Source organism: Butyricimonas hominis (assembly GCF_014287455.1).
Taxonomy (GTDB): Bacteria; Bacteroidota; Bacteroidia; order Bacteroidales; family Marinifilaceae; genus Butyricimonas; species Butyricimonas muris.
Window position 1 is genome coordinate 754,641 of record NZ_JACOOH010000002.1, and the last position, 7,048, is coordinate 761,688.

Annotated in this window: 7 protein-coding genes and 1 pseudogene; 7 read left to right on the forward strand and 1 reads right to left on the reverse strand. The window is 44.4% G+C overall.

The genetic code is table 11. The features are described 5' to 3' along the window. Window positions 1-232 precede the first annotated feature (232 nt). From H8S64_RS06895 to H8S64_RS06925, 7 genes are all read left to right on the forward strand, one after another. A complete protein-coding gene (locus H8S64_RS06895; protein ID WP_255469455.1) occupies window positions 233-1,279 on the forward strand; it encodes a hypothetical protein in 1,047 nt (348 codons plus the stop codon). A 15-nt stretch (window positions 1,280-1,294) separates the two neighbouring features. Further along, on the forward strand, window positions 1,295-1,747 hold the full coding sequence (locus H8S64_RS06900; RefSeq protein WP_008142229.1) for a hypothetical protein: 453 nt from the start codon (window positions 1,295-1,297) through the stop codon (window positions 1,745-1,747). A 14-nt stretch (window positions 1,748-1,761) separates the two neighbouring features. Further along, window positions 1,762-2,160: a hypothetical protein gene (locus H8S64_RS06905; RefSeq protein ID WP_008142231.1), complete on the forward strand. Its 399-nt coding sequence runs from the start codon at window positions 1,762-1,764 to the stop codon at window positions 2,158-2,160. 91 nt (window positions 2,161-2,251) lie between these two features. After that, window positions 2,252-2,743: a hypothetical protein gene (locus H8S64_RS06910; RefSeq protein ID WP_186975469.1), complete on the forward strand. Its 492-nt coding sequence runs from the start codon at window positions 2,252-2,254 to the stop codon at window positions 2,741-2,743. Next, window positions 2,733-3,575, forward strand: a complete 843-nt coding sequence (locus H8S64_RS06915; protein ID WP_186975470.1) for a MarR family transcriptional regulator — start codon at window positions 2,733-2,735, stop codon at window positions 3,573-3,575. Before H8S64_RS06910 ends, H8S64_RS06915 begins: the two co-directional genes overlap by 11 nt. Window positions 3,576-3,797: 222 nt before the next feature. Beyond that, complete coding sequence (mobV, locus tag H8S64_RS06920) at window positions 3,798-5,252, forward strand: MobV family relaxase (protein WP_186975471.1); 1,455 nt, start codon at window positions 3,798-3,800, stop codon at window positions 5,250-5,252. 53 nt (window positions 5,253-5,305) lie between these two features. After that, window positions 5,306-6,814, forward strand: a complete 1,509-nt coding sequence (locus H8S64_RS06925) for an OmpA family protein (protein ID WP_186975472.1) — start codon at window positions 5,306-5,308, stop codon at window positions 6,812-6,814. 122 nt (window positions 6,815-6,936) lie between these two features. Here H8S64_RS06925 and H8S64_RS06930 read toward each other — a convergent pair. Next, window positions 6,937-7,048: pseudogene (locus H8S64_RS06930) on the reverse strand (IS30 family transposase); the annotation flags it as partial.

Genomic DNA, 7,048 nt, shown 5'->3' on the forward strand with positions numbered 1-7,048 from the left:
TGTCCTGTTTAGAGTATCTGTGTACAAAGATAGTAGTTTAATTTTATATTCAATCATACTCAAATGATTTTTTTACATAAATCATACTCTGTTTTTTCTCTTTCTATCCCTTTTTTATCATTGAAAATCATACTTTAAAGTATGATGTATAAATATGAATAATTAGCGGTTTTATACCTATGAAAATATATCAAATATATCTAATTTTGTGTCTGTTATCAAATTAAATAACATGAAACATATTATGTCATACTTAAGAAATATGAGAACTGAATCTTGTATTATGGTCATGCTTTTTTCCATTCTTGTAGCCTGTTCCTGTACCAATAGGAAAGGAGTGTCAGAGTCTGAAAATTTTGCCGATGTTGTCTGTTCATACAGAACATGGCTGTCTCATATCAGGATGATGGAAGTCCTCCCGGCCGATTCGTTGGCGACATATATCACAGAATGGGTAAACATCAGGGATTCCGTATTTATGGCATTACGCAGGGATACTCTAAATCCGCATTCAGCACTTCAGGCTGAATGTCGTATTGTAGATGATTCTGTAAGGATAGAGCTTGCACGCATTGCTGCATCGGGAAATTATTTATTTTCTGATGTGCTTTTGGTCAGGGAGAAAATTTCTCCATATACAGAGGATGGAGAATTGGTTGAAGGGGCAGGAATCATACGGCCATTCTTTGACTCCCTGGATGAAAACGGAATGATTGTCGGTGAAAAACAGAAAGTGTTATCCTGTTACCGTACTTTTCTGGCCGAAACACTGAAAGACAGTATTATGGATATTGAAGAACTGCAGGAGTTCATAAAGCAAGAGGATGTCGTGTACAGGTCTTTTCTTGCCTATCTTCACGACTATGGTGATACAGACCTTTCGGATATTACCCGAGCTACAGAAAAGTGTTGCAGCCTGGTTTTCGATGCAGCCAATAGGGGATGTGTCAGCTATCGGGATGCTACAGTATATATGGCTTTGAGAAGCAATCGAAGGCTTGTTCAGAATGTTCTTGCCTGCCTAGGAGATATACGTTGCGGTAGGGTACATGGCAGAGAGCAGGCATGGGCATACGCCTGTATGATACTTCAGCCGTATGTTTCCATGGATGCTCTTTGTATGGCTCTGATGTCACAGGACGAAAGATATGCTTTGACAGGAATTGCGTCTGACACATCAGGGGCGTTACTGCGTCTTCATGAAATTATTCAGTCTGAAAGACACAGGCTGTCTGAATTGCCTGCTATGCTTCTTGAAATTCTAGTATTAACCATTTAGATATTTTATAATAACATGATTATGCTGAAACATTTTATGGATGATTTTCTCGCCTTTGTACCGCTTCAGCTACCGCAGCTGATCGATGTTACTACAATGGAAGAACCCAAAATCTATGGCGATTATGCCCTGCTGACATTTCCTCTGCGTGAGCCATACGACCTTGAGGAGGTGATGGATATTTTTGAAGATGATATGGAGCTTATTACGCTGTATCACCATACACCCCGGTTGGGTGATAAAAGCGGGCACAGCACCTGTGCCTATTCAAATCCGGCATTCGGCCAGATGTATAAGATGAATGCCCAAACCGACGACACCGGGCGTGTCACTCGTATATTTGTTACAATCTACGATTCTCTTGAATTTATGTATGGAGACCTTTGTCTTGATCTTGATCTCCATGCCAGAACTGGAATGTTCAAATACAAGCGTGACAAAGAGCGTGTCCTTGTTGATTTCATTTAATAGGGAACGGGCTTATGCGGGAACCGGTTTATAGGAAAATTGTGTTTTGGATAAGTAACCAGCGTACATGGATTGACGTGGTTGATGCCGATATGTATGGCGTATTTGCATTCCTTTATAGGGGGTACACATGTCATTTCACATCTCGTTTTTTGCTGCTCCGGGCTTATAAATCCAATAATGGAATTGCCGATGGTACTACCTGGATTGTATCGGAATATGCTTTGGACAGGGCTTTGGCTGAATATCGTAAAATCAACAGAGCCTTTAGGGATAAAATCAAAAAGTCTCCTGATTATATCAGGCCGGCTGATGCGGAGGAAATCATAAGGCTTGCTACCGGTGATGCTGTCCGCTTGAATCTTATATCCATGCCATTAAATTCAAACCTTAATACATTCTTTTATGATTAATTATTTATTCCTTTCATTAATGCTTCTCATACCTTCTGTTCTGCCAATGGTATTGTACAGTTGCAAACATCGTTTCATGATAAGGTTCTACATGGCGATGGCAGCAGACGAAAAGGTAAGGAAGTTCTATATCAGCGTTTGGCTTATCATTCTGCTTGTTTTCCATTATGTCTATATTAAAGTACAGCCGGGAGACTACGGTGTCCTGCTTTCAACAATACCGTGTCTCATTCTGGTTTCATATAGCAGGACAGACAAGCTGTTTCGTATGGTACACGAACGACTTAAGCTGGTTGTCATATTGGCCCTGTCTGCAATGGCAGTTATGGCAATCCCCCATTTGTACACCTTGGCGGCTACGATAGTGTATTTTATGACGGCAGCCCTTTTCTATCCATCATCAAGGATAATACAAGAATGCTGGAAGTATGGCAAGAAAGGATGCTGGAAGGAGCAGGCTGAAGAGATTATAAGGGCTTACCACTGTTTTCATCACGCAATACGCCACGAATGTGCGGATAGTGGCAAAGATATGAATCCGCGCGATAACCAATATCAAATCACAGAAAATAATGAAGAATAGAGAAAAAATGGACAAAGCCATATCGGCAGATATCAAGGTGCTTGAGTATCTCAGTGAAAAGGCCGGAGACCGGAAAACCAAGATGGAAGCCTATCTTGATCTGATGTACAAGGCTAACGATGGTTTTGTTTCCCCTTTTTTAAGAAAGAAGGAATCTGACCTCGGGCCATGCCAGTGTCATGTGAACATTTCCGACCTTGCGTCTGACTGGGGATGGCACCGTGCTACGGTACGTTCTTTCCTTGACAGACTTGAACAGTTCGGCCAGATTGAGAGGGAGCGACGGGCAAAAAGTGTGATTATTACGATGCCTTCACTGACTGGACAGCCTTCATCTCCTGATGTTGTACACGACACTCCTGACCTTGCCATGCTGCTTATGGATGTATTGTCCGATTGGATAATCGGCAGAAGCGATACCGAAACCGTAGGTGCATCATGTGGTAGACTTGTTCGTGCGGAGCTTGATCGGCTTGCCGGTTCCGCTGCTCAGTCATGTACTCAGGGTGATGCAGAAAACCACCCGCCCATGATTGTCAGTGCGGAAGATGCTGTGAAGGAAAAAGCTCTCGGCTGTATAGCTTATGCCGCCCATCAGAAAGTCCTGCGTAAGTTCAGGTTCGATGATGCTACTCCTGTTTTACAGTTCTTCCATCAGAATCTTGGTGGAGAGTGGGATGCGTTTGTTGATGCCTCCAAGGAACTTTCAGAGCTTGTCCTTGGCAACAAATCATCAGTCCCTGATTTCTCTACCGCTGAAGGCAGAGAGTGTCTTAAATCGCTCAGAAACCCGTTCCTTGCGCTTGTTGCGAAATTGCAGGAGTCTTTCTGAGCCGAAAGCTCATTACAAGTATTGTATAACCCCAGATAATCCGTCCGTCCAGCAGGCTGGATGTCCTGCCGGTTTTATCTGGCATCCGGGCTTGCCCGTCTGCCACGGAACAAAGGGAAGGGGGAGCCTAATACCCCTGCTGACTGACGTCACAGGGAGAGGTGTCCATGCAAGCAGCAAGCTGGGACACGGAGGATTATCCGAAACAATTGGAAATAAAGTATGGCACAGGCAAAACAGGTACTTGACGTACATGTATCAAAAGGCATCACACGTGCGCAGAGCAATGAGCATCTCAGGTGCCGTAGCGAAAAGGCGAGGGAATATGCCATGAGCAAGGGAAATTACGACCCCACGCGCGAACATCTGAATTTTGAGGTGGTCCAAGGAGGAAAGATTCGGCCTGTTGATACCAGCCGGAGCATACCTGACCGTATGGCGGAAATATTGCGCAGCCGGGGTATCAAGGATCCCAACGAAGGGTTGGAAGAACCGAAATTTCGTACGGTGGTGAATATCATTTTCGGAGGTTCAAGAGAACGTATGCAGGAACTTGCCTTTGGCAGTCAGACTGTGGATTTTGAAAACAATTCCGACAATTCCCATGTCGAAAGAAAACCGGAAATAGAACAATGGGCCAAGGATGTATATACATTCGTGAGTGGCAAATATGGTGAGCAGAACATTGCAGCTTTTGTTGTACATCTTGATGAGTTGAATCCGCACGTGCACTGCACACTTCTGCCGATTAAGGACGGACGCTTTGCATACAAGGAGATATTTGCCGGTAAGGATAAATTCGAGTATAGCGAACGCATGAAGAAGCTTCACAGTGAATTTGCTGAAGTCAACCGCAAGTGGGGGATGTCACGTGGTTCCAGTATTGCGGAAACAGGTGCCAGGCATAGGACGACGGAAGAATATCGCCGCATGTTGTCGGAAGAGTGTACAAGCATAGAGGAAAGCATTGTCCGACATCAGGAGGTGCTTTCATCGCTTCGCTCCGATATTCGACTGGCAGAGCGAAGGGTAAAGGGGCTTACCACTATGGTGGATAATATCCGTCAGGAGATGGAGGAAAAGCAGGCTAGACTATCGGCAATTGAGAACCGGCTTTTGTCCCAAAATGGAGATACCGCTGCCATTCTTCGTCAAAAGGAAAAACTCGAACAGGAGCTTTCTGTTATCCAGTCAAAACTGGCAGACAAGCAGGACAAGTTGCAGTTGGCTGACCGACAGCTGGCTGGGCTAAAAGATGAAATGGATAGTGTCAGGGAGCGGACGGAAGGTCTGAAGGAAGAGGCATACCGTTACTCACGGGAGGTGCATTCCAAAGTGGACAGCCTGCTCAAGGATGCTATGCTGGAAGAAATGGTGAACGAACATCGTGGACTATTGGCAAGGTTGTCTCTTCCGGAACGGCAGATTTTTGACGACTCGCTTGTCCGGTCTGTAGCTGAACGTGGCACGGAAGTCATGCAGTGTGCTACAATGCTGTTTCTCGGGATGGTGGATGATGCCACTACATTTGCCGAAACGCATGGCGGCGGAGGTGGCGGAAGCGACCTCAAATGGGGGCGTGATGACGACGAGGACAACCGTGCCTGGGCACGTCGCTGCATGAGGATGGCATCGCGCATGATGCGTCCTGCCAATGGCAAGAAGCCTAAGCGTTAGTTGGCAAAGAATTGGCATTTGGTAAAATATTTAATTCAATAATTAATTCTGATATGATAAAAATGATTACTATTCTTTTTGCTGCGTTATGTACGGTACAGACGTATGCAAGTGAGCAATATCTTTATACAGATACTGTACAATGTAAATTGCATGGGGGTAGCCTGGATATTTTGCAGCCTCTGGAGCCGACCTATCTTGATGGTGTGCTTGTTCCGGCTGGTGGAAGTGGCAACTGGTTTGTCACGGTTGCAGGTGGATTGAATGCGTTTCTTGGAACACCGTTGGGGTGTGATGATTTGTTTGGTCGCATAAAACCAGCCTACAGTTTCGCTGTCGGCAAATGGTTTACTCCGGCTGTAGGAGGCCGTATCAATTATAATGGGATGGCGTTTAAGGACGGTTTGTTGTCCGATCAGAAGTACCACTATGTCCATGCGGACTTGATGTGGAATATATTTGGTCGCAGGTATGCCAGACAGGAACAGGTGCGATGGACTGTTGCGCCTTTTGCAGGTGTTGGAATGATACATCATGCTACCAATGGCAATAATCCGTTTGCGTTGTCGTATGGCATTCAGGGGCAGTATAGACTTTCCAAACGGATTAGTCTTCTTGTGGAACTTTCCGGCATGACTACTTTTAAGAATTTCGATGGTATAGGCCGTCCGAATCGTCCCGGAGACAATATGCTTCTGCTGACTGCGGGTCTGTCATTCTCCATTGGGAAAAGCGGTTGGAAACGTGTTGTAGATGCCGGCCCTTATATGCAAATGAATGAGCGGCTGGTTAGCCGCACCGGTTCTCTTTCTGCGGAAAACCGTTACTATGCCGGACTAAATGATAAAAACAGTCGGGCATTGGCTGAGCTGAAGAAAGTTTTGGAAATAGAAGGATTACTTGATAAATACTCTCATCTTTTTGTCGATGGTGACGAACAAGCCGGTCGTACTTTCCCGGTAAACAATTATAGTGGCTTGAACTCGCTCTTGGCAAGATTGAAGAATAAGAAGTGGAATGGTAAATCGGTTGACGAAAGTTCAAATCAGGATACTGTTGACAGTGCTGAAGACTGCCTGTTTTCATGTAATGACAACGTTCAAGATTTGGAGTTGTTGGAGGATTCTGCTTACCATTGTCGTTTGGCTCAAGATTCTATTTCTGGGATAAAGAATACCGGTCTGTTTGCTGATGGCACAATTGGTTCGCCTGTATATTTCTTTTTCTGTTTGAATACTGCGCAGCTTACTGACGAATCCCAATCAATTAATATTGATGCGCTGGCTCGGGTTGCTGTTAAGTATAATTTATCTGTAAGGGTCACTGGCGCAGCTGATGAAGAAACGGGAACTTCGGCTATCAATGATTCGTTGAGTCTGAAAAGGGCGAACTATATATTTGGCCAACTGTTACAGCGTGGAGTATCGTCTGGGAAAATAGTTGTTGACAGCAAGGGAGGAATTTCTGATTATTCTCCTCAGGAGGCCAATAGGAACACAAAGGTTGAATTGCTTGCTCCTGATGTGACAGGTATTGTTTCTTCTTTAGGAAAAGGTTTCTAGGAAAGAGTGGAACTTTCATTGTCATTGGCTTGGAAAGCAGGACTTGATTTCATTCTGGTCCTGCTTTCATTCATTTTGCACCATAAGAATTTAAATTGTCCGCCGGTTCTTACCAGCTGAATTCAACTTGCAAATGCAACAGAATTCTGATTAATAATTTGTTTAAATTTTTCGTTTGGCGTGAGGTATCCAAGTCTTTTACGAGGTCGATTATTGAGTTTATTTTCAATCCAC